Source organism: Streptomyces sp. NPDC032126 (assembly GCF_055580085.1).
This window is the reverse complement of sequence record NZ_JBVIMA010000002.1, coordinates 426,705-446,713: the sequence shown is the minus strand read 5'-3', so window position 1 is coordinate 446,713 and position 20,009 is coordinate 426,705. Positions and strand designations below refer to the sequence as shown.

The window sequence follows — 20,009 nt, the reverse complement described above, 5'->3', positions numbered from 1 at the left end:
CGGGCGAATCGCGGCGACATGAAGTGACCGCGCGCCCCGCCGATGACCTGCGTCAGAGGCGGGGCGTCACTGTGTGTGCCCATGGCGGTCGTTGGTCGCCGCCCGCCCACGGGGTTACTGTCTGCCGCGTTTCCTTGTCCGCCAGCGGAAGGGGTGCGGCATCTCGTGGGGTCCCATCGCCGCCTTGCACCAACCGGGTTCGACCGGGGCGCCAGTGCCGCGCTCGGCGTCCTGACCGTCGCCACCGCGGCCCTCGGAGCCGTACCGGCGGCCACGGCAGCACCGCACGACGACACCCGGGCCGAGGTGGACCGTCTCTATGAGGAGGCCGAGCAGGCCACCGAGGCGTACAACTCGGCGGACGAGCGCGCCGACACCCTGCGCCGCCAGGTCGGTGACGCGCAGGACCGCATCGCGCGGCAGCAGGAGCGCATCAACGAGATGCGGGAGAAGCTCGGTTCGCTGGCCGGTGCCCAGTACCGGGCCGGTGGCCTCGACCCCTCCCTCGCGCTGCTGTTCTCCGACGATCCCGACGACTATCTCGACAAGGCCGCCGCGCTGGACCGGATCAACGCCCACCAGGCCGGCGAACTGAAGGAGCTCCAGGACGCGATGCGCGAGCTCGCCCAGGAACGCGCCGAGGCCACCCGGCAGTTGACCGAGCTGGAGCGGAGCCGCAGGGCGGTGGCGAGCCACAAGCGGACCGTCGAGCAGAAGCTCGCCCGGGCCCGGCAGCTGCTCAACTCCCTGCCGTCCGCCGAACGCGCCGCCTACGACCGGGCCTCCCGCTCCGGCCGCGACGACATGCCCTACCTCGGCGGCGGAGAGGCGGCCTCCGGGCGGGCGGCCGCCGCCGTGGCCGCCGCGCGCTCCGCCCTCGGCAGACCGTACGTCTGGGGCGCCAACGGCCCCTCCGGCTTCGACTGCTCGGGCCTGATGCAGTGGTCCTACGCCCAGGCCGGGGTCGCCCTGCCGCGCACCTCGCAGGCGCAGGCGCACGCGGGCCACCGCGTCCCGCTCTCCCAGGCCCGCCCCGGCGACATCGTCACCTACCGCTCCGACGCCAGCCATGTGGGCATGTACGTCGGCAACGGCCAGGTCATCCACGCCCCGTACCCGGGGGCGCCGGTGCGCTACGACCCGGTGGGGATGATGCCGATCTCGTCGGTGACCCGGCCCTGACCGAAGCGGCCCGCTCCGGCCCGCTCACGGTTCGCGCGCGGCACCGTACGATCGGGAGGATGGCTGGCGGACGGCGGGCGCGCGGATCCGGGGCGGTGGGGCTGTGTCTGCTCCTCGTCTCGCTGGTGGGGTGCGGCGGCCGGGCCCCGGCCGACCGTGCCGTCGCCGACGTCCAGCGGCTGCTGGACCGGCGGGCCGCCGCCGTCCTCGCCCACGACGCCGGGGCGTACGCCGGCACCGGGACCGGCGCGGGATACGCGCGGGTGCGGTCGGTGCCGCTGGCGGACTGGTCGTACCGGGTGACCGGGGTCACCGGCGACGGTTCCGTTCGTACGGTCCAGGCCGACCTGAGCTACCGCGTCCAGGACTACGACCGGGCTCCCATCACCACCCACCGCACCCTGAGCCTGGCCCGCGACGCCGCCGGGCAGTGGGCCGTGACCTCCGAGAAGCCCGCGCAGAAGACCGGCGAACTGCTGTGGGACCAGGGCACGGTGACGGTCGTACGGGGCGCGCACAGCCTCGTCATGGGTGTCGGCCAGTCCGGCGAGCGGCTGCGGGCCTTCGCCGCTCTGGCCGACCGTGCCGTACCGGCGGTGTCGGCGGCCTGGGGCACGGACTGGGCCCGCCGAGTCGTCGTCCTCGTGCCGGACTCGCTGAAGGGCATGGCCGGGCTGCTCGGTTCGCCCGCCTCCTCCTACCGGGGGATCGCCGCGGTCACCACCGGCGAGACCGGCGGGTCGGCCCGGACGCCGGCGGACCGGATCGTGGTCAACCCGGAGGCCTACGACATGCTCGGCCCGGTCGGCCGGCAGGTCGTCGTCACGCATGAGACGACGCATGTCGCCACCCGCGCCCACACCAACGGCGCGACCCCGCTGTGGCTGTCCGAGGGCTACGCCGACTGGGTCGGCTACCGCGGCACCGGCCGCACGCCCGCGCAGGCCGCGCCCGAGCTGGACCGGGCCGTCGCCGAGGAGCGGATCCCGGCCGCGCTGCCCACCGACGCCGACTTCGGCTTCAGCGGGGACGCGACCCGGCTGGCGCAGGCGTACGAGGGCGGCTGGATGGCCTGCCGGATGATCGCCGGCCGCTGGGGCGAGGACCGGCTCGACGCCTTCTACCGGGCCGTCGGCGAGCACGGGAAGCGGCAGGGCGCGGTCGAGGGCGCGCTGGCGGACGTCCTCGGCACGACCCTCGCGGACCTCACCGCGCGGTGGCGGCAGTACCTGAGGGATCAGCTGGGCTGATGCCCCGGGGTCAGCCCGTTTCCTCCAGTTGGGCGATGGCCTCCACCAGCCAGGCCCGTTCCGCCTGTCCCGTGGCCCGGGCGACCCGCAGCATGCCCTGCCGGAACAGGTCGCCGCTGTCCTCCGCGCGCACCGGCCGGCCGTCCTCGTAGAAGAAGCTCGACGGGGTGTCCAGGAAGTCGAGGCGGCGGCGGAGCACGGCCGCCTGCTCGCGCGGGTCGGGGAGGTGGCGCAGGAAGGCGAGGAGGGTGTTGAAGCGGACGCTGTCGGAGATCTCCACCGGCTTGGGCCGGCGCAGGCGCTCCAGCAGGTCCTCGCGGCCCTCGGGGGTGAGGGAGAGCATCCGGCGGGGGGCGGCGCTCGTGCCCTCCTCGGTGCGCTGGTCCAGCTTGCCGGCGGCCACCAGGCGGTTGATCGCGGGGTAGAGGGCGCCGTCGCTCACCGGGCGGACATGGCCGCTCAGCGCCTTGATGCGCTCCTTGAGCTCGTAGCCGTGCAGCGGTTCCTCGGCGAGGAAGCCGAGGATCGACAGTTCCAGCATCCCGTCTCCTTGCAGATCTCGATGAGGCCATGGTACCTCTTATCGAGCTACCTCTAATCGAGATAGCTCGCTTCGAGGGGAATCATCGTGAACCGTCACCGCCGACAGCTCGTCTCGCTCGCCCACCCCGTCTACTTCTCGCTCCTCGCCTCCGTCGCCGCCGGCATCGTCAACACCGTCTGGGTCTCCCGGCTCGGCGGTCCCGCGGTCGCCGCCGTCGCGGTCGCCACGAACACCGAGAACGTGCTGCTCGGCGTGGCGCTCGTGTTCGCCTCCGGGACGACCGTGCTGGTCGCGCACGCCCGCGGCGCCCGCGACCCCGCCGCCGTACGGGCGGCCGTGCGCGGCGGCTGGGCCCTGTGCGCGCTCGTCACCCCGGTCGTCGCCGTCGGCGGATACCTGCTGCGCGAGCCGATCGCCCGCCTGGTCCTCGGCGGCGACGCCGGCCCCGCCCTGCCGCTCGCCGTCGGCTACTTCGCGATCTCCCTGCCGGGCATGGCCGTCTTCTTCGCCCAGAACCTCGTCGACGGCATCCTCAAGGGCGCCGGAGACACCCGCACCCCGCTGCGCCTCGCCCTCCTCGCCAACGGACTGATCCTCGCCGCCGACCCGCTCTTCATCCACCTCTACGGCGTCCGGGGCGCCGCCGCCTCCACCGTGCTGTGCCGCTGTGTCGCCCTGGCGGCGGGCCTGCTGGCCCTGCGTCGCAACGCCCTGCTGCGCACCCCGGCCCCCGGCCGCCCGCTCTCCGTGCGGCGCACCCTGCGCACCGGCCTGCCCATGGCCGCCGACTTCACCGTGCGGCAGGGCGGCGCCCTGGTGCTGGTCGCGATCGTGGCGCGGCTCGGGGTGACGGCGGTGGCCGCGTACGCGATCGCCTACAAGGTCATGTACATCGCGACGATGGCCTTCTACTCGGTGCGCCAGGCCGCCGCCATCCACACCGCCCATCTGCTGGGCGCGGGGCGCGACGAGCGGCGGGCGATCGGACGGGAGGCGGCCCTCGTCTCCGGGACCGTCGGCGTGGCGGCGGCCGGGCTGCTGGCGCTCACCGCCCCCTGGATCATGGCCGCCTTCGGCGCCGCCCCCGCGGTCGCGCACGACGGCGTGCTGTTCCTGCGGTGCGTCGGCCCCTATCTGCTGCTGATGGCCGCCTTCATCGCGGTCGGCGGGGTCTTCGAGGGCAGCGGGGGAGCGCCCCTGCTGCTGCGCGTCACCCTGCTCGGCACCTCCCTCCAGCTCCCGCTGGCCTACGCCCTGTCCGGGCTCGGCCTGCCCGGCGTCTGCCTGGCGCTGGCCCTCTCGATGGCCGTCCAGTGCGCGGCGGCGGCCGGGTTCGCACGAAGGGCCCGCCGCACCGAGGGCGACAAGGTCGCACTGGCCGCGTGAGAGCGGCGCGGCCCTTCCGGTTCGGCGCGGCTCTTCCGGTCGGGCCGCCCGACGGCCGCGGTCACGGGGACGCCGACGTGGCCCGGGTGCGGGTGGCCTGACCGGGCACGGCGGGCAGGGGCCCGGCGGTGACGGTGGAGCGCCACAGCCGTACGGCGGCGACGAGCGCGGCCGCCACCAGCAGGCCGTCGCGCACGAGCAGCAGGCCCACCCCGAGCGGATCGCTCGCCACGACATGGTCGAACCACACCGGGAACTCCAGTGCCGTCACCGGGCAGGCGGCCAGCACCAGCACGGCGGGCAGGCCCATCCGCCCGGTCCGGAAGCACAGGCAGACAGCGGCCAGACCGACCAGCCACACCAGGTACTGCGGGCTGATCACCCGGCTGGTGACGGTGAACAGGAGCACACCGGTGAAGGCGGCCTCCGCGAGCGTGTGCGGCGAGAACCTGACGGACATCAGCCGCCACAGCAGCAGCCAGCCGAAGGCCACCGCGGTCAGGAACAGCGCGGCGACGCTCACCGCGCGCACGGACGGGCCGAGGAACTCCACCGAGCCGTAGGTCAGCATCACCCGCCCGTCCCAGCCGAGGTGCCGGGCCACATGGAAGACCAGCCCGCCCAGCGACTCCACCTCGGTGCCCCGCTCGCGCTGGAAGGTCAGGAAGGTGAAGGCGCCGGGCATGGTCAGCGCGAACACCGCCGACAGCACGGCGACGGTCGCGGCGGCGGCGCCCCAGGCCCGCCGCCGCACTGCCCCGGCCAGCAGCAGCGCCGGCCACACCTTCAGCAGCGCCCCGAGCCCGGCCAGCGCCCCCATCAGGCGGGGGCGGCGGGCCCCGGCGACCAGCGCGGCCACGGCGACCGCGGTCACCATCACGTCGTAGCGCGCGTACACGGTCGGGCCGAGCAGGGCGACGCCCGCCGTCCACAGCCAGGGGCCGCGCCGGCTCCGGCCGGGGCCCAGGCCGGCGTTGAGCAGCAGGACCAGGACGGCGAGGTCGGCGAGGAAGGCCAGCACGAAGAAGGCCGGCGCGTAGCCGAGGAAGGGCAGCAGGGCCGGGGCGAGGATCGGCAGGGCGGCGGCCGGCGGGTACTGCCAGGTGACGTCCTCCCGGGGGAAGACGCCGGTGCGCAGCACGTCGTACCAGCCCTGGTAGACGACCGACACGTCGGTGGTGACGTCCGGGCCGGGGAAGGCGGACACGTGGAAGACGAAGAGGAGCAGGAGCAGCCGGGTGGTGCCCCAGGCCGTCAGCAGTCCGGTGAGCGGTCGCCGCGCGTCCGTCATCTCCACCTGTGCCCCTGTTCATCCGGTGGGAGTGAGGGCCACATGGTCTCCCGACGCCCTGTGCGAGAGCCATGAAGCGCGGCCGGGGCGAGCCGTGAGTCCGCGTTGGATACAGTCGGCGGCGATGCACAAGACCCTCATCGTGACGAACGACTTCCCGCCCCGGCCGGGCGGGATCCAGGCGTTCCTGCACAACATGGCGCTGCGCCTCGACCCCGAGCGGCTCGTCGTGTACGCCTCCACCTGGAAGCGCGGCCGGGAGGGCGTCGAGGCGACCGCGGCCTTCGACGCCGAGCAGCCCTTCACCGTCGTGCGCGACCGTACGACGATGCTGCTGCCCACCCCGGGTGCGACCCGGCGGGCCGTCGGACTGCTGCGGGAGCACGGCTGCACCTCGGTGTGGTTCGGCGCCGCGGCCCCGCTCGGGCTGATGGCGCCCGCGCTGCGCAGGGCCGGCGCGCGGCGGCTGGTGGCCACCACCCACGGGCACGAGGCCGGCTGGGCGCAGCTGCCCGCCGCCCGGCAGCTGCTCGGGCGGATCGGCGAGACCACCGACACGATCACCTACCTCGGCGAGTACACCCGCTCGCGGATCGCCACCGCCCTGAGCGCCGAGGCGGCCGACCGGATGGTGCAGCTGCCGCCGGGGGTCGACGAGAAGACCTTCCACCCGGGCTCGGGCGGCGACGAGGTACGGGCCCGGCTGGGGCTGACCGACCGGCCGGTGGTCGTGTGCGTCTCCCGGCTGGTCCGCCGCAAGGGCCAGGACACGCTCATCCGGGCCCTGCCGCGGATCCTGGCCGCCGAGCCGGACACCGTGCTGCTGATCGTGGGCGGCGGGCCGTACGAGAGCGATCTGCGGCGCCTCGCGCGGGAGACCGGCGTGGCCGGCTCCGTCCGTTTCACCGGGGCCGTGCCCTGGTCGGAGCTGCCCGCGCACTACGGCGCCGGCGACGTCTTCGCGATGCCGTGCAGGACACGACGCGGCGGCCTGGACGTGGAGGGCCTCGGCATCGTCTACCTGGAGGCGTCGGCGACCGGCCTTCCGGTGGTCGCCGGGGACTCGGGCGGCGCGCCGGACGCGGTGCTCGACGGCGAGACCGGCTGGGTGGTGCGGGGCGACTCCGCCGAGGAGACCGCCGAGCGGATCGTCGCCCTGCTGGGGGACGAGGAGCTGCGTCGGCGGATGGGCGAGCGCGGCCGCCAGTGGGTCGAGGAGAAGTGGCGCTGGGACCTGCTGGCGGAGAAGTTGAAGACGCTGCTCTAGCGCTCTAGCCGGAAGCGCATCGTCCGCCGATGCTGCGGCCATGACAGAAAAACTGATACCTCGTCATCTGACGAGACGTCAAATCCTCGGTATGGCCGCGCTCCAGAGCGCCGCCGCCCTCGGCTTCACCCGCATCGGCCTCCAGTCCGCCCAAGCGGCCGAGCCCGACGCCGTCGAATCCGCTCCCGCCATCGTGATCGGCTCCGGATACGGCGGCGCGGTCGCCGCCCTCCGTCTCGCGGAGGCCGGAATCCGCACCCTGGTCATCGAGATGGGCCGCCTGTGGAACACCCCCGGCCCCGACGGCCGGATCTTCTGCTCCACCAGCGCCCCCGACAAGCGGTCCATGTGGTTCCGCACCCGCACCGAGGCGCCCCTGGCCACCTTCCTCTGGCTGGACGTCGTCAACAAGGACATCGGCCTCTACCCCGGCGCCCTCGACCGTGTGCACTACGACCACATGTCCGTCTACGTGGGCCGCGGCGTCGGCGGCGGCTCGCTGGTCAACGGCGGCATGGCGGTCACCCCGCAACGCGCCTACTTCACCGAGCAGTTCCCGACCGTCGACGCCGACGAGATGTACGGCACCTACTTCCCGCGCGCCCGCGCCGCACTCGGCGTCAACACCGTCGACCCGGCCTGGTTCGAGTCGACCGAGTGGTACCGCTTCACCCGCGTCTCCCGCAAGCACGCCCAGAACACCGGCCTGAAGACCACCTTCGTACCGAACGTCTACGACTTCGGCTACATGCAGCGCGAGGCGGCCGGCACCGCGACGAAGTCCGCCCTCGCCGGCGAGGTGATCTACGGCAACAACCACGGCAAGCGCAGCCTCGACAAGACCTACCTCGCCTCCGCGCTGGGCACCGGAAACGTCACCCTCCACACCATGGAACGGGTGACCGGGATCAGCACGGCGAGCGACGGATCGTACGTCCTGACCGCCGAGCGGATCGACGACACCGGCGCGGTCGTCGAGACCAAGCAGTACGGCTGCGCCTACCTGTTCCTGGCCGGCGGCAGCGTCGGCACCACCGAACTCCTCGTGCGCGCCCGGGAGACGGGCACCCTGCCCGCGCTGAACGCGAGCGTCGGCACCGGCTGGGGCACCAACGGCAATGTGATGCTCGGCCGCGCCAACCACCTCTGGGACACCGTCGGCGCCAACCAGTCGACCATGCCGGTGATGGGCATCGACGACTGGGACAACGCCGCCAACCCGGTCTTCGCGGAGATCGCCCCGCTGCCGGCCGGCCTGGAGCACTGGGTCAGCCTCTACCTGGCGATCACCAAGAACCCGGAGCGGGCGTCGTTCACCTATGACGCCTCGTCAAAAACGGTCCGGCTGGGGTGGAACGCCGCCCAGAGCGCGATCTCCGTCGGCATGGCGAAGAAGCTGTTCGACCGCATCAACGCGGCCAACGCCACGATCTACCGCTACGACCTGTTCGGCTCGTCCAACAAGGTCTTCGCCGACGACTTCACCTACCACCCGCTCGGCGGCTGCGTCCTGGGCCGGGCCACCGACGACTACGGCCGGGTGAAGGGATACCGCCGGCTCTACGTCACCGACGGCTCGCTGGTGCCCGGCTCGATCGGGGTGAACCCCTTCGTGACCATCACCGCGCTCGCCGAACGCACCATGGCGCGGGTCCTCGCCGAGGACACCGCGCCATGAGCCGTCGTCGGGGCGACCTCTACTTCGCGTAGATCGCCTCGATCTCGTCCGCGTAGTCCTTCGCCACCACGTTCCGCTTCAGCTTCAGCGACGGGGTGAGGTGGCCCGAGTCCTCCGTGAACTGGGAGGAGAGAATGCGGAACTTCCGCACCGATTCCGCCTTCGACACCGCGGCGTTGCCGTCGTCGACCGCCGACTGGATCGCGGCCAGCAGGTCGGCGTCCTCGCGCAGCGACGCCGCGGTGGAACCCGCCGGCTTGCCGTGCTCGTCGGCCCAACGGCCCAGGAACTCCTCGTCGATGGTGACCAGCGCGCCCACGAACGGCCGCCCGTCGCCCACCACCATGCACTCCGCGACCAGCGCGTGCGCGCGGATCCGGTCCTCGATCACGGCCGGGGCGACGTTCTTGCCGCCCGCGGTGACGATGATCTCCTTCTTGCGGCCGGTGATCCTGAGGTAGCCGTCCTCGTCGAGGGTGCCGATGTCACCGGTGTGGAACCAGCCGTCGGCCAGCGCCTCGGCGGTCGCGGCCTCGTTGTTCCAGTAGCCCTTGAACAGGTGCTCGCCGTGCAGCAGCACCTCGCCGTCGTCGGCGATCCGGACCACCGAGCCGGGCAGCGGCTGACCGACCGTGCCGATCTTCTGCCGGTCCCAGGGGTTGAAGGTGGTGGCCGCACAGGACTCGGTCAGGCCGTAGCCCTCCAGGACCGTGAAGCCGATGCCGCGGAAGAAGTGGCCGAGCCGCTCGCCCAGCGGGGCGCCGCCGGAGATGGCGTACTCGCCCTTGCCGCCGAGGACCGCGCGCAGCTTGCTGTAGACCAGCTTGTCGAAGGTCTTGTGCTTGATCTTCAGGCCGAGGGACGGGCCCGACGGGGTGTCCAGCGCCTTGCTGTACGCGATCGCGGTGTCGGCGGCCTTGTCGAAGATCTTGCCCTTGCCGTCCGCCTGCGCCTTGGCGCGCGCCGAGTTGTAGACCTTCTCGAAGACGCGCGGGACGCCCAGGATCAGCGTCGGCCGGAAGGAGGCCAGCTCGTCGGTGAGGTTCTTGATGTCCGGGACGGTGCCCAGCTTGATCGGCGCCATCATCGGCGCGATCTGCACGAGCCGCCCGAAGACGTGCGCGAGCGGCAGGAAGAGCAGCACCGAACACTCGCCGGTGCGGAACAGCGGGCGCAGCCGCTCCACCGCGTTGCCGCACTCGGCGAAGAAGCTGCGGTGGGTCAGCACACAGCCCTTGGGGCGGCCGGTCGTGCCCGACGTGTAGACGATGGTCGCCGGGTCGTCCGCCTTCGCCAGCGAGCTGCGCTCCTCGACCGCCGCGTCGGTGATGTCCGCGCCCAGCCGGCCCAGCTCCGCCACGCCCCCGGCCTCGATCTGCCAGACGTGCTTGAGGGCGGGCAGCGTGTCCCGCACCGACTCCACGGCCGCCGCGTGGTTGTCCAGCTCCACGACGCAGGCGGTCGCGCCCGAGTCGGAGAGGATCCACTGGATCTGCTCGGGCGAGCTGGTCTCGTACACCGGCACGGTGACCGCGCCCGCGCACCAGATCGCGAAGTCGAGCAGCGTCCACTCGTAGCGGGTCCGCGACATCAGGCCCACCCGGTCGCCGGGCTGGACACCCGAGGCGATGAGACCCTTGGCCGCCGTGTGCACCTCCGCGAGGAAGGTCGTGGCCGTCACGTCCTGCCAGGCGCCGTCGACCTTGCGGGCCATGACGGCGACGTCGGGATGCTGCGCGGCGTTTCTGCGGACGATGTCGGTGAGGTTTCCGTCCGCAGGGACCTCGTACAAAGCCGGAAGGCTGAACTCGCGCAAGACTGCTGCTCCTCATAGGGCGCCGGCGCCACGACGTTGTGTGATGCGACGGTGCGGTCCAAGGCTCGGGCAAGTGCACGGGATCTCACTGGTTGAAATCCTGAGCACGACTGGACTGCCCGGACGTTACCCGCCGGTATGGCTTCTTCGACAGGGGGTCCCGACGAGATGTTCGCTGCGTCACACGGATTGGTGTTCCTTCGCGTACGGTAGTCCACCCCGTTACTGACTAGCCAGTAACGGCGGGGGCGGTCGGCACTGTTCACCGGGCCCGCGCGCGACCTACCCTTGATCGCCATGGCACCGACACCGGCCGGAAACAGCAGAACGCGCGTCCATGTGGTCAGCGACGTGCACGGCAACGCACAGGACCTCCGACGGGCGGGCGACGGCGCGGACGCGCTGATCTGCCTCGGGGACCTGGTCCTCTTCCTCGACTACGCCGACCACTCCCGGGGCATCTTCCCCGACCTGTTCGGCGTGGAGAACGCCGACCGGATCGTCGAGCTGCGCACCGCCCGCCGTTTCGAGGAGGCCCGTGAGTTCGGCGCCCGGCTGTGGGCGGGGATCGGCGAGGACCGGGCCACGGTGATCGAGGGCGCGGTGCGCAAGCAGTACGCCGAGCTGTTCGCGGCGTTCCCCACCCCGACGTACGCGACCTACGGCAATGTCGACATGCCGCAGCTGTGGCGCGAGTACGCCGGCCCCGGCACGACCGTGCTGGACGGGGAGCGGGTGGAGATCGGCGGCCGCGTCTTCGGCTTCGTCGGCGGCGGCCTGCGCACACCGATGCGCACCCCGTACGAGATCAGCGACGAGGAGTACGCCGCGAAGATCGAGGCCGTCGGCGAGGTCGACGTGCTGTGCACCCACATCCCGCCGGAGGTGCCGGAACTCGTCTACGACACCGTCGCCCGCCGCTTCGAACGGGGGAGCCGGGCGCTGCTCGACGCCATCCGGCGCACCCGGCCCCGGTACGCCCTCTTCGGGCACGTCCACCAGCCGCTGGCGCGGCGGATGCGGATCGGGGCGACCGAGTGCGTGAACGTGGGGCACTTCGCCGGCAGCGGGAGGCCCTGGGCGCTGGAGTGGTGAGCCCACTCCCGTGAAGGCGCCAGGTGGGAGGCGCGGTAGCCTTCACGCGGCAGCTGCACACACGTACCTTGATGGCCCGTATCCGGAGGAGCCGCGGCGATGGCGGAACACACCAGCTCGAGCATCACGATCGAGGCGGCACCGGCCGACGTCATGGCCGTGATCGCGGACTTCGCCCGCTACCCCGACTGGACCGGCGAGGTGAAGCAGGCGGAGGTCCTGTCGAGCGACGAGCAGGGACGGGCCGAGCAGGTGCGGCTGGTCATGGACGCCGGGGCGATCAAGGACGACCAGGTGCTCGGCTACACCTGGACCGGTGAGTACGAGGTCTCCTGGACCCTGGTCAAGTCCCAGATGCTGCGCCAGCTCGACGGCTCGTACCACCTCAAGCCGGCCGGCCAGGGCGCGACCGAGGTCACCTACCAGCTGACCGTCGACGTCAAGATCCCCATGCTGGGCATGATCAAGCGCAAGGCGGAGAAGGTCATCATCGACCGGGCCCTGGCGGGCCTGAAGAAGCGGGTCGAGTCGGGCAGCTAGGGCCGACCCGGTCGGGCGGGTGGCCCGGGCTGGTCAGGTGGGGGGACCGGTAGCGTTCACCCTCATGCGCACCCTCCTGATCACCGGGCCGGGCGGTTCCGGACGTACGACCGTCGCCGCCGCCACCGCGTACCGCGCAGCCGCCGCAGGCACCCGCACCCTCGTCCTCGGTGCCGACCGCACCGACACCCTCGGCACGGCCCTCGGTACGCCCACCGGCGCCACCCCCGTGCGGATCACCCCGCACCTGACCGCCTGGCGGCCCGACCCCGCGGCCGGCTTCCGGGACGACCTCGCCGGGTTCCAGGAGCGCGCCACCACCGTCCTCGACCTGCTCGGCGCCGCCCGGCTCGACCCCGAGGAGGTCACCCCGCTGCCCGGCGCCGAGGAGCTGACCCTCCTGCGCGCCCTGCGCGACGCCGCCCTCTCCGAGAAGTTCGACCTTCTCGTCGTCGATCTGCCGCCCGCCCCGCAGGCCCTCGCGCTGCTCGCCCTGCCGGAGGAGCTGCGGCGCTATCTGCGCCGGCTGCTGCCCCCCGAACGACAGGCCGCCCGCGCCCTGCGCCCCGTCCTCGGCCGCCTCGCCGGCGTGCCCATGCCCGCCGAGTGGCTCTACGACACCGCCGCCCGCTGGGACCGCGAACTGGCCGCCGTCGAAGCCGTCGTCAGCGACCCCGGCACCGTCGTACGGCTCGTCGCCGAACCCGGCCCGGCCGGTGCCGACGCCGTGCGCGACGCCGCCCTCGGCGTGGCCCTGCGCGGTCTGCGCACCGAGGCCCTGGTCGCCGCCCGCGTCCTGCCCGAGGCCGATCCCGACAGCTGGCTGGCCGGTCCCGTCGCCCAGCAGCGCAAGACGCTGGACGACTGGCGGGAGGCCGGCGACACCTTCGGCCGCCTCCTCACCGTGCCCCACCTCGGCCGGGACCCCCGCGGCCGCGACGATCTGCTCGCCCTCGGCCTGGACGCCGTCAACCCCGGCCTTCCCCCGGTCGAGTGGCCCGTCGCCGACCGCCTCGCCGACGACGGCGTCCTCGTGTGGCACATCCCGCTGCCCGGCGCCCTGCGCGACGAGCTCGACCTGATCCGGCGCGGCGACGAACTCGTCGTCAGCGTGGGGCCGTTCCGCCGGATCGTCCCGCTGCCCTCCGCGCTGCGCCGCTGCACCGTCGACGGCGCCGCCCTGCGCGACGGCGAGCTGCGTGTCCGGTTCGCGCCCGACCCCGGCCTGTGGCCCCGCACCCGCTGAACCATGTACCGCCGTTCGGGTAACGTCGTAGAGGCGAACCGTAGTCAGGAGCCCGTCATGAGCGAAGAGCGATCCCCCTACGACGGCGCGGCCGAGGAGGCCGTCGAACAGGCTCCGCGCGCCACCGACGCCGACGCCTGGGCCACCGCCTGCGCCGAGGACCTGGCCGCCGAGAAGGCCCGCCGTCACGGCCAGTACGGTCCCCCGCCCGGCTCGGCCGCCCAGGAGCTGCGCAAACTGGTCGACGCGGTCGCGGACCGGCTCGCCGGCCTCCCGTCCCCCCTGCTGGGCGCGGTCGCCGGACCCGCCGCGCAGCAGGTCGTGCGGCAGATGGTCGACCAGGCCAGGGCCGCCGTCGAACCCGTCATCGAACGCAACCCGGACGTCTTCGACCACCTCGCCGCCGCCGGCACCGAACTCCTCGCCGCCTACCGCTCCGCCGTCCAGTCCCAGGAGAAGCGCTGGACCACGGGCACCAAGGACCCCGACGACCCCCGCGACGACGACGGCGGGAGGGGCGGCAGGGACGAGGGCACCGGCCCCGGCCAGCGCATCGACTTGGACTGACCCACCCCTCGGGTACGGTTGGCGTAGCGGGGCTCGACCGGAACTGAGGGATTCATGGGACTCACCATCGGCGTCGACATCGGCGGCACGAAGATCGCGGCCGGCGTGGTCGACGAGGAAGGCAACATCCTCTCGACCTTCAAGGTGCCGACCCCCACCACGCCCGAGGCCATCGTGGACGCCATCGCCTCGGCGGTGGAGGGCGCCAGTGCGGGGCATGAGATCGTCGGCGTGGGCATCGGTGCGGCCGGATACGTCAACCGGCAGCGCTCCACCGTCTACTTCGCCCCCAACATCGACTGGCGCAACGAGCCGCTCAAGGAGAAGGTCGAGGCGCGCACCGGCCTCCCCGTCGTCGTGGAGAACGACGCCAACGCGGCCGCCTGGGGCGAGTACAAGTTCGGCGCGGGCAAGGGCCACCGCAACGTCATCTGCATCACGCTCGGCACCGGCCTCGGCGGCGGCATCATCATCGGCAACAAGCTGCGCCGCGGCCACTTCGGCGTGGCCGCCGAATTCGGCCACATCCGCATGGTCCCGGACGGGCTGCTGTGCGGCTGCGGCTCGCAGGGCTGCTGGGAGCAGTACGCCTCCGGCCGCGCCCTCGTGCGGTACGCCAAGCAGCGCGCCAACGCCACTCCGGAGAGCGCCGACGTCCTCCTCGGCCTCGGCGACGGCACCCCCGACGGCATCGAGGGCAAGCACATCTCCATGGCCGCCCGCCAGGGCGACCCGGTCGCCGTCGACTCCTACCGCGAGCTGGCCCGCTGGGTCGGCGCCGGCCTCGCCGACCTCGCCTCCCTCTTCGACCCCTCCGCGTTCATCGTGGGCGGCGGCCTCTCCGACGAGGGCGAACTGGTCCTGGACCCGATCCGCAAGTCCTACAAGCGCTGGCTGGTCGGCGGCAACTGGCGTCCGGTGGCCGAGGTCCGGGCGGCGGAACTGGGCAACAAGGCGGGCATGGTGGGCGCGGCCGACCTGGCCCGCGAGCCCGACCCGATCATGTAGTGATCCAGCGGGACGGTGCCCGCCGTGTCCGGTCTCGGGGCGGCGGGCATCGTCGTATGTTGAATGCCATGGCGACCACCTCGGGGCTCCCCAACTCGGTTACGGAACCGGACGGTTCAGCCGTCATCCGGGTTCTCACCTACAACATCCGCTCCCTGCGCGACGACCCGGACGCCGTCGCCCGTGTCATCTCCGCCTGCGCCCCGGACCTGGTCCTGATCCAGGAGGCCCCCCGCTTCTTCCGCTGGCGCAAGAAGCTGGCCCGGCTGGCGAGCGCATCCGACCTCGTCATCCTCTCCGGGGGCGGCACGGCCGCGGGCCCCGCGATCCTCTGCTCCCTGCGCGCCACCGTGGACCGCACGGAGGACGTCCTCCTCCCCCTCACCCCCGGCCGGCACCGCCGCGGCTTCTCGACCGCGGTCGTCCGTTTCGCCGGCGCCCGCCTCGGGGTGCTCAGCTGTCATCTCGGCCTCGACGCCACCGAGCGCCGGGAACAGGGCGCGATGCTCCTCGACCGGCTCGCCGGGATGGGCGTGGACCACGCCGTCGCGGGTGGCGATCTCAACGAGCCGCCCACCGGACCCACCTTCACCCGCCTCGCCGCCGAACTCCAGGACTGCCGGGCCGTCGCCCCCTGGGGCGCCGAGCACACGTTCCCGCAGGCCGCGCCGGACCGCCGCATCGACGCGATCTTCGCCACCAAGGGCATCGAGGTGCTCGGCTGCGGAGTGCCCGCGGACCTGCCCGGCATCACCGGGGCAGACCTGAGGGCGGCCACGGACCACCTCCCGGTCCTGGCCGCCCTCAAGGTTCCGGCCGCCTAGCGACGAGCTTTTGCTACGCCTGGCGACGAGCTTCTTCTAGACGACCGCGCCCCGCCCCGGGTCGTCGTTCTCGTCGTCGTCCGTCTTCATGCGCATCACCAGCGTGGCGAAGCCGCCCAGGAAGCCGCCGATGCCGATGGTGGTGAGCCACCACGTCATGTCCCAGCCCAGCAGCACCGCCAGCAGAAGCAGCACCGGGCCGCCGAGCACCCCCAGCCAGGCGAACCTCGCCGTGGTGTCGGCGGCCGGCAGCGGCGGCGGCTCCGGCGGCACGAAGTGGCCCTCGTCGTCCTCGTCCAAGTCGTCCTCGGACGGCTCCGGCACGGTGTAGTCGCGCGGGCCGCCGATGCCCGGCGCGAAGGAGACCGAGCTGCCCAGCGGCTTCGCGGGCTGCTCCTCCTCCGGCTCGTCGTCGTTCGTCCGGGCCTCCAGGAGCGCCAGGTCCTCGATCGACTTGAAGGGCTTGCTGCCCGGCGGGTCCGGGGGCTCGTCGCCGTACCCCGCGACGATCGCCGCCCAGGCGGCGTTCTCGTCGAAGGGAACGCTCTGCTCCTCCGGCTCTGGACCGTCCTCACGGTCGGAGTCGTGCTCAGCCACCTGCCGTCGTCCCTTCCTTTCCGACCCGGGGTGCGAGCCGGCCGATGAACGCGAGGCTCTCCTCGAAGATCCGGTCCGCGTCGTGGTCCAACGTCGCCACGTGGTAGCTCTGTTCCAGCAGGACCTCGGTGACATCCGTCGACGACACCCGGCTCAGGATCCGGGCCGAGTCCGCGGGCGGCACCACATGGTCCTGCGGGCTGCGCAGCAGCAGAAGCGGCTGGGTGACCTGCGGCAGCTCGCGGTCCACCAGCCGGAAGAAGGTCCGCACGGAGTGCGCCGCGTGCAGCGGCACCCGGTCGTACCCCACCTCCGTGCCGCCGCCCTTCGCGATGTCGCTCGCGATGCCCTTCGTCGTCCGCACGACATGGCGGGCCACCGGAAGGGCGTACGCCGCCAGGCCGTGCACCTTGTTCGCCGGGTTGACGACGACCACGCCCGCGATCGCGTCCCCGTGCTTCGCCGCCAGCCGCAGCGCCAGCGCGCCGCCCATGGACAGACCGGCCACGAACACCTCGGCGCACCGCGCGCGCAGGGCGCGCAGCTCGCGGTCCACCTCCGCGTACCAGTCCGGCCAGCCGGTGACCTGCATGTCCTCCCAGCGCGTGCCGTGCCCGGGCAGCAGGGGCAGTGAGACGGTCAGCCCGTGCCCGGCCAGGTGCTCCGCCCAGGGGCGCAGCGACTGCGGGGATCCGGTGAAGCCGTGGCAGAGGAGGACCCCGACCTCCCCGCCCTCGTGGCGGAACGGCTCGGCTCCAGGAAGGACCGGCACCTTCGGTCTCCTGTTCATGTAAGTGACGTGAAGTCCAGGTGTGGTTCACCGTACGCGACCGCACTGACACCGACCAGGCCCGTAGGCGTCTTCGGCGCCACTCCGGGTTAAGGTCTGTTCGACACATACAGGAGGCACTCGGTTGTTGTACGGCGCGATGAAGGTTTCCATCGGGGGACCGCTGAAGATGATCTTCAGGCCCTGGGTGGAGGGCCTGGAGAACGTGCCCGCCGAGGGCGCCGCGATCCTCGCGAGCAACCACCTGTCGTTCTCGGACTCGTTCTTCCTGCCCGCGGTCCTCGACCGCAAGGTGACGTTCATCGCGAAGGCCGAGTACTTCACCACGCCCGGCGTGAAGGGTCGGCTGACGGCGGCCTTCTTCAAGGGCGTCGGCCAGCTCCCGGTGGACCGCTCCGGCGCGCGCGGCGCGGGCGAGGCGGCGATCAGGAGCGGCATCGAGGTGCTGGAGCGCGGTGAGCTCTTCGGTATCTACCCGGAGGGCACCCGCTCGCCCGACGGCCGCCTCTACCGAGGCAAGCCCGGCGGCCTCGCACGCGTGGCCCTCGCCACCGGCGCCCCCGTCATCCCGGTCGCCATGATCGACACCGAGAAGATCCAGCCGCCCGGCAAGGTGGTGCCGAAGGTCATGCGGCCCGGCATCCGCATCGGCAGGCCGCTGGACTTCAGCCGCTACCAGGGCATGGACCACGACCGGTTCGTGCTGCGCGCGGTGACCGACGAGGTCATGTACGAGATCATGAAGCTCTCCGGCCAGGAGTACGTCGACATGTACGCGACGGCCGCCAAGCGGCAGATCGCGGAGGCGGCGAAGGCCGAGAAGGAAGCCGAGAAGGCCGCGAAGGCGGCACTCGCCCAGGCCGAGAAGGACCAGGCGAAGAAGGAGAAGCCGTAGGTCCCGGACGAGCGGTCCGGACACAAGGGGTGGGGGGACATGGCGAAGCGCGAGCGCGTCATGAGGATGTCGGTCGAGCTGCCGCTGTGGCGCGCCCTCACGGGCTACCGGGTGCTGACCATGCTGTACGCGGTCGGCCTCTTCGCCACCGGCTACGACGAGTACGACCGGCCGGAGCTCGCCATCGGCTACTACGCCGTGATGAGCGTCTGGACGCTGGCCACCCTGCCCCGGCTGCGCAACGCGGCCGCCTGCACCAAGCGCTTCCTCGCCGTCGACCTGACGATCGCGCTCGTCGGCATCGTGCTGACCCCGCTGGCCGCGAACGACGCCCACATCGACGGCGGCGGCCCCACCCTGCCGTCGATATGGACCGCCGGCTCCGTCCTCGCCTTCGCCATCAAGGGCGGCTGGCGCTGGGCCGCGAGCGCCTCGACGACGGTCGCCGCCGCCAACCTGATCGAGCGCGGCCACTGGGCCCGCGACACCGTGCACAACGTGATCCTCGTCTGGGTCGCCTCCATCGCCATCGGCTACGTCGTCGAGGTCGCCCGCGCCTCCGAGCGCACCCTCGCCCGCGCCCTGGAGATCGAGGCCGCCACCCGTGAACGGGAGCGGCTCGCCCGGGACATCCACGACAGCGTGCTCCAGGTCCTGGCGATGGTGAAGCGGCGCGGCACCGCGCTCGGCGGCGAGGCGGCCGAGCTGGGCCGGATGGCCGGCGAGCAGGAGGTGGCGCTGCGCACCCTGGTCTCCGGCGGACTGGTGCCGGTCTCCCGGGTGTCGGGGGACGCGGCCGAGGGAGCCGTCGTCCACGAGGTCGACGAGCCGGACGAGAACGACGACGCGCCCGTCGACCTGCGCGCCCTGCTGGCCCCCTACGCCGCCGAGCGGATCAGCCTCGCCGAGCCGGGCGCCCCGGTACAGCTGCCCGCGGCCGCCGCGCGCGAGCTGGCCGCGGCCGTCGGAGCGGCGCTGGACAACGTACGGCAGCACGCCGGTCAGGACGCCCGGGCCTGGATCCTGGTCGAGGACGAGCCCGGCGCGGTGATCGTCACCGTGCGGGACGACGGGCCCGGCATCCCGGAGGGGCGGCTCGCGCAGGCCGAGGGCGAGGGGCGGCTCGGGGTCGCCCTGTCGATCCGGGGCCGGCTGCGCGACCTCGGCGGCGACGCCGAGCTGTTCTCCACGCCGGGGCAGGGCACGGAAGTGGAGCTGACGGTACCGAAGGACGCCAGAGCGGCGCGGGGGAAGGCAGGACGACAGCGATGAGCGAACAGCGGGATCCGATCAAGGTCATGGTGGTCGACGACCACCCCATGTGGCGCGACGCCGTGGCCCGCGACCTGGCCGAGTCCGGCTTCGACGTGGTCGCCACGGCGGGCGACGGCGAGCAGGCGGTGCGCCGCGCCCAGGCGGCCGTCCCGGACGTCCTCGTCCTGGACCTCAACCTGCCCGCCAAGCCCGGCGTCCAGGTGTGCAAGGAGGTCGTCGCGGCCAACCCCGCGCTGCGCGTCCTCGTCCTGTCGGCGAGCGGCGAGCACGCCGACGTCCTGGAGGCGGTCAAGTCCGGCGCCACCGGCTATCTGCTGAAGTCGGCGTCCACGGCGGAACTGCTGGACGCGGTGCGCCGCACGGCCGTCGGCGACCCGGTGTTCACCCCGGGCCTGGCCGGCCTGGTCCTCGGCGAGTACCGGCGCCTGGCCTCCGAGCCGGCCCCCGCCGCGGGCACCGACGAGCCCGGCGCTCCCCGGCTGACGGACCGGGAGACCGAGGTGCTGCGCCTGGTCGCCAAGGGCCTGAGCTACAAGCAGATCGCCGAACGCCTCGTCATCTCCCACCGCACGGTCCAGAACCACGTCCAGAACACCCTCGGCAAACTCCAGCTGCACAACCGGGTGGAACTGGTCCGCTACGCGATCGAACGCGGCCTCGACGACGAGTGACCCGGTGCCGACCCGGCCGTCCCGCTGTAGGACCTTTCTTTCGGATCTCGCCGGGGTCGCGGGGTCCGGCACGCACATCTGCGGCGT

General features: G+C 72.8%; 19 protein-coding genes. 14 read left to right on the top strand and 5 right to left on the bottom strand.

The genetic code is table 11. The annotated features are described in order from the left end of the window. Positions 1 to 165: 165 nt before the first annotated feature. Both ACZ5NW_RS10540 and ACZ5NW_RS10535 read left to right on the top strand, forming a co-directional pair. Positions 166 to 1,182, top strand: coding sequence for a C40 family peptidase (locus ACZ5NW_RS10540; protein WP_468743409.1), 1,017 nt, complete (start codon positions 166 to 168; stop codon positions 1,180 to 1,182). A 59-nt stretch (positions 1,183 to 1,241) separates the two neighbouring features. Then, positions 1,242 to 2,432 carry a gluzincin family metallopeptidase gene (locus tag ACZ5NW_RS10535; RefSeq protein ID WP_468743408.1) on the top strand — a complete coding sequence of 397 codons (1,191 nt, stop codon included), beginning with the start codon at positions 1,242 to 1,244 and terminating at the stop codon, positions 2,430 to 2,432. A 10-nt stretch (positions 2,433 to 2,442) separates the two neighbouring features. Here the strand turns inward: ACZ5NW_RS10535 and ACZ5NW_RS10530 are convergent, their stop codons facing one another. Then, on the bottom strand, positions 2,443 to 2,973 hold the full coding sequence (locus tag ACZ5NW_RS10530; RefSeq protein WP_468743407.1) for a PadR family transcriptional regulator: 531 nt from the start codon (positions 2,971 to 2,973) through the stop codon (positions 2,443 to 2,445). 87 nt (positions 2,974 to 3,060) lie between these two features. Between ACZ5NW_RS10530 and ACZ5NW_RS10525 the strand changes: the two genes are divergently transcribed. Beyond that, the gene (locus ACZ5NW_RS10525) at positions 3,061 to 4,362 is read left to right on the top strand and encodes an MATE family efflux transporter (RefSeq protein ID WP_468743406.1); all 1,302 of its coding nucleotides are present in this window, start codon (positions 3,061 to 3,063) and stop codon (positions 4,360 to 4,362) included. A gap of 61 nt (positions 4,363 to 4,423) precedes the next feature. On the opposite strand, the gene ACZ5NW_RS10520 is transcribed toward ACZ5NW_RS10525, so the two are convergent. Continuing rightward, positions 4,424 to 5,659, bottom strand: a complete 1,236-nt coding sequence (locus ACZ5NW_RS10520; protein ID WP_468743405.1) for a glycosyltransferase 87 family protein — start codon at positions 5,657 to 5,659, stop codon at positions 4,424 to 4,426. Positions 5,660 to 5,777: 118 nt separating this feature from the next. On the opposite strand from ACZ5NW_RS10520, the gene ACZ5NW_RS10515 reads away from it, so the two are divergent. Next, a complete protein-coding gene (locus tag ACZ5NW_RS10515) occupies positions 5,778 to 6,920 on the top strand; it encodes a glycosyltransferase family 4 protein (RefSeq protein ID WP_468743404.1) in 1,143 nt (380 codons plus the stop codon). Positions 6,921 to 6,960: 40 nt separating this feature from the next. After that, on the top strand, positions 6,961 to 8,598 hold the full coding sequence (locus ACZ5NW_RS10510; RefSeq protein ID WP_468743403.1) for a GMC oxidoreductase: 1,638 nt from the start codon (positions 6,961 to 6,963) through the stop codon (positions 8,596 to 8,598). 19 nt (positions 8,599 to 8,617) lie between these two features. Here ACZ5NW_RS10510 and ACZ5NW_RS10505 read toward each other — a convergent pair whose 3' ends face one another. Continuing rightward, a complete protein-coding gene (locus ACZ5NW_RS10505; protein ID WP_468743402.1) occupies positions 8,618 to 10,414 on the bottom strand; it encodes an AMP-dependent synthetase/ligase in 1,797 nt (598 codons plus the stop codon). Between the two features lie 297 nt (positions 10,415 to 10,711). Here ACZ5NW_RS10505 and ACZ5NW_RS10500 point away from each other — a divergent pair, with 297 nt between their 5' ends. The 6 genes from ACZ5NW_RS10500 to ACZ5NW_RS10475 all read left to right on the top strand — a co-directional run bounded on the left by ACZ5NW_RS10500 (position 10,712) and on the right by ACZ5NW_RS10475 (position 15,694). Then, positions 10,712 to 11,509 carry a metallophosphoesterase family protein gene (locus ACZ5NW_RS10500; RefSeq protein ID WP_468743401.1) on the top strand — a complete coding sequence of 266 codons (798 nt, stop codon included), beginning with the start codon at positions 10,712 to 10,714 and terminating at the stop codon, positions 11,507 to 11,509. Between the two features lie 99 nt (positions 11,510 to 11,608). Continuing rightward, positions 11,609 to 12,049: an SRPBCC family protein gene (locus ACZ5NW_RS10495; RefSeq protein WP_468743400.1), complete on the top strand. Its 441-nt coding sequence runs from the start codon at positions 11,609 to 11,611 to the stop codon at positions 12,047 to 12,049. A 64-nt stretch (positions 12,050 to 12,113) separates the two neighbouring features. Next, positions 12,114 to 13,295 carry an ArsA family ATPase gene (locus ACZ5NW_RS10490; RefSeq protein WP_468743399.1) on the top strand — a complete coding sequence of 394 codons (1,182 nt, stop codon included), beginning with the start codon at positions 12,114 to 12,116 and terminating at the stop codon, positions 13,293 to 13,295. Positions 13,296 to 13,352: 57 nt separating this feature from the next. Continuing rightward, positions 13,353 to 13,862: a DUF5304 domain-containing protein gene (locus tag ACZ5NW_RS10485; RefSeq protein ID WP_468743398.1), complete on the top strand. Its 510-nt coding sequence runs from the start codon at positions 13,353 to 13,355 to the stop codon at positions 13,860 to 13,862. A gap of 54 nt (positions 13,863 to 13,916) precedes the next feature. Next, positions 13,917 to 14,870: an ROK family glucokinase gene (locus tag ACZ5NW_RS10480; protein ID WP_468743397.1), complete on the top strand. Its 954-nt coding sequence runs from the start codon at positions 13,917 to 13,919 to the stop codon at positions 14,868 to 14,870. Between the two features lie 68 nt (positions 14,871 to 14,938). Beyond that, entirely contained in the window at positions 14,939 to 15,694 is a 756-nt protein-coding gene (locus tag ACZ5NW_RS10475) for an endonuclease/exonuclease/phosphatase family protein (RefSeq protein ID WP_468743396.1), read from the top strand. Between the two features lie 36 nt (positions 15,695 to 15,730). Here the strand turns inward: ACZ5NW_RS10475 and ACZ5NW_RS10470 are convergent, their stop codons facing one another. Together ACZ5NW_RS10470 and ACZ5NW_RS10465 are read right to left on the bottom strand one after the other, a co-directional pair. After that, the gene (locus tag ACZ5NW_RS10470) at positions 15,731 to 16,291 is read right to left on the bottom strand and encodes a hypothetical protein (protein ID WP_468743395.1); all 561 of its coding nucleotides are present in this window, start codon (positions 16,289 to 16,291) and stop codon (positions 15,731 to 15,733) included. Beyond that, positions 16,284 to 17,063: an alpha/beta hydrolase gene (locus ACZ5NW_RS10465; protein WP_468743864.1), complete on the bottom strand. Its 780-nt coding sequence runs from the start codon at positions 17,061 to 17,063 to the stop codon at positions 16,284 to 16,286. Before ACZ5NW_RS10465 ends, ACZ5NW_RS10470 begins: the two co-directional genes overlap by 8 nt. A 157-nt stretch (positions 17,064 to 17,220) precedes the next feature. Between ACZ5NW_RS10465 and ACZ5NW_RS10460 the strand changes: the two genes are divergently transcribed. The 3 genes from ACZ5NW_RS10460 to ACZ5NW_RS10450 are packed head-to-tail and all read left to right on the top strand — an operon-like array spanning position 17,221 to position 19,922. Beyond that, complete coding sequence (locus ACZ5NW_RS10460; RefSeq protein WP_468743394.1) at positions 17,221 to 17,976, top strand: lysophospholipid acyltransferase family protein; 756 nt, start codon at positions 17,221 to 17,223, stop codon at positions 17,974 to 17,976. A gap of 39 nt (positions 17,977 to 18,015) precedes the next feature. Continuing rightward, a complete protein-coding gene (gene macS, locus ACZ5NW_RS10455; RefSeq protein WP_468743393.1) occupies positions 18,016 to 19,248 on the top strand; it encodes a MacS family sensor histidine kinase in 1,233 nt (410 codons plus the stop codon). Further along, positions 19,245 to 19,922, top strand: a complete 678-nt coding sequence (locus ACZ5NW_RS10450) for a response regulator (RefSeq protein ID WP_468743392.1) — start codon at positions 19,245 to 19,247, stop codon at positions 19,920 to 19,922. Before macS ends, ACZ5NW_RS10450 begins: the two co-directional genes overlap by 4 nt. Positions 19,923 to 20,009: the final 87 nt, after the last annotated feature.